General features: G+C 40.6%; 2 protein-coding genes. Both read left to right on the forward strand.

The window, feature by feature from the left end; genetic code table 11:
• Positions 1-19: 19 nt before the first annotated feature.
• The gene (locus F7D20_RS13190) at positions 20-160 is read left to right on the forward strand and encodes a T9SS type A sorting domain-containing protein (RefSeq protein WP_367383901.1); all 141 of its coding nucleotides are present in this window, start codon (positions 20-22) and stop codon (positions 158-160) included.
• Positions 161-207: 47 nt separating this feature from the next.
• On the forward strand, positions 208-1696 hold a 1489-nt coding region (locus F7D20_RS01610), incomplete at its 3' end, for a C10 family peptidase (RefSeq protein WP_194253469.1).

Consider the following 1696-nt stretch of genomic DNA (forward strand, 5'->3'; position numbering starts at 1 on the left):
AGGTGCAAAAGGCAAAGAATTGACTATCTATGATGTAAGCGGAAGACTGATACGTTGCGAGAGGGTTCTATCGAACGTAGACTCAATATCCATCTATGACCAACCTTCAGGAATTTATGTGATAAAGGTAGCTCAAGAAATATTCAAAATTAGATTTTGATGCTAATAAAGACGCTTATAATTGTTTAATACAAAAACTATAGACTTATGAGATTTAAAAACTTATTAACCATTTTATTACTCTTCGTTGCTACATTGCTTTGGGCAGAGCCTATAACACAGAGTACTGCGCGAAAGAAAGCAGTAAACTTTGCAAGTAAGCATGGTAAGACTATAGCTGAAGATGTAAAAAACCTTTTTAAAGTGAGAGGCAAGACTAAAGCACAAGCAATGCCGTATTATGTATTTAATACCAATGATGATAACGGTTTTGTTATTGTTTCGGGAGATGACCGAACAGCGGAGATCCTTGCTTACTCGGATAAAGGTCGTTTTAATGCAGATGAAATACCAGATAATATGCGCGAATGGCTTCGTTATTATGCCCATGTGATAGGTTCGTTGGAATCCACATCGTCTGTCAAAGCGTCAAGTACCACATTATATGATAATGGACTACGTGAAGCCAATAGCGCTATCTCTCCCCTTCTATCTTGCACCTGGAATCAAGGTAGTCCTTATTATGATCGCTGTCCGTTAGTTGAAGGGCGCAGATGCTTAACAGGTTGCGTATGTACAGCTGCTGCACAAGTGATGTATTATCATCAATGGCCTAAATCTGCTACCACTAATATTTCAGAGCATTCGTTTACATATAATAATAGGAGATACACGGAAAACGAACTACCACCTGTTGTCTTCGATTGGAAAAGCATGAATGACAGTTATCGTGATGGTCAATCAGATCAATCGGCAACTGCTGTCGCTGTACTCATGCAATATGTAGGGCAGGCCATTAAGTCTGGCTATGGACCTGATGGAACTGGATCAGGTTTTACAGAAGTGGAGAATGCCTTAAAGAACAACTTCGGTTACGATGGAAATGTTCAACATCTTTTTCGTAACAATTATAGTAACGAAGCATGGGAAAGTTTGATATATCGAGAATTGGCAGAGCGCCGGCCGGTCCTCTATGCAGGCACATCAAGTGGTGGAGCACATGCGTTTGTATGTGATGGATATGATGGAAACGGTCTTTTTCATATCAATTGGGGATGGGGAGGAATGTGCAACGGCTACTTCAAACTATCCGTTTTGAACCCTGACGACAATAGTGGCTTGGGTGCAAGTAGTTCAAAAGACGGCTATTCCATGAATCAAGATGTGCTCGTTGGGATACAACCTCCATCGAAACACGCCGATAATCCTGTGGCAACATTTTATTCTGATATCGACTACAAAGGTAAGGCTGTGGACTTACCAGAAGGAGAGTTTTTGCTGTCCTCATTACAATCATATGGGATAACAAACGATGATATATCGTCGTTGAAGGTGAAGAGTGGTTTCAAAGTCGTTGTCTATGAGAATGATGGATTCGGCGGGAAGAGCAAATCTTACACAGCTTCTACTGCTAATATGGGTTCTGAGTGGAACAAGCAAGTATCATCAATAAAGATCGAACCAAATGGTAAGAGCGGTCTATCGGGTAACTTCAAAATCATGAACCGCAACAGTGGTAAGTATCTTGACTTGGATA

The sequence above is a fragment of the Segatella copri genome (assembly GCF_009495355.1).
GTDB lineage: Bacteria > Bacteroidota > Bacteroidia > Bacteroidales > Bacteroidaceae > Prevotella.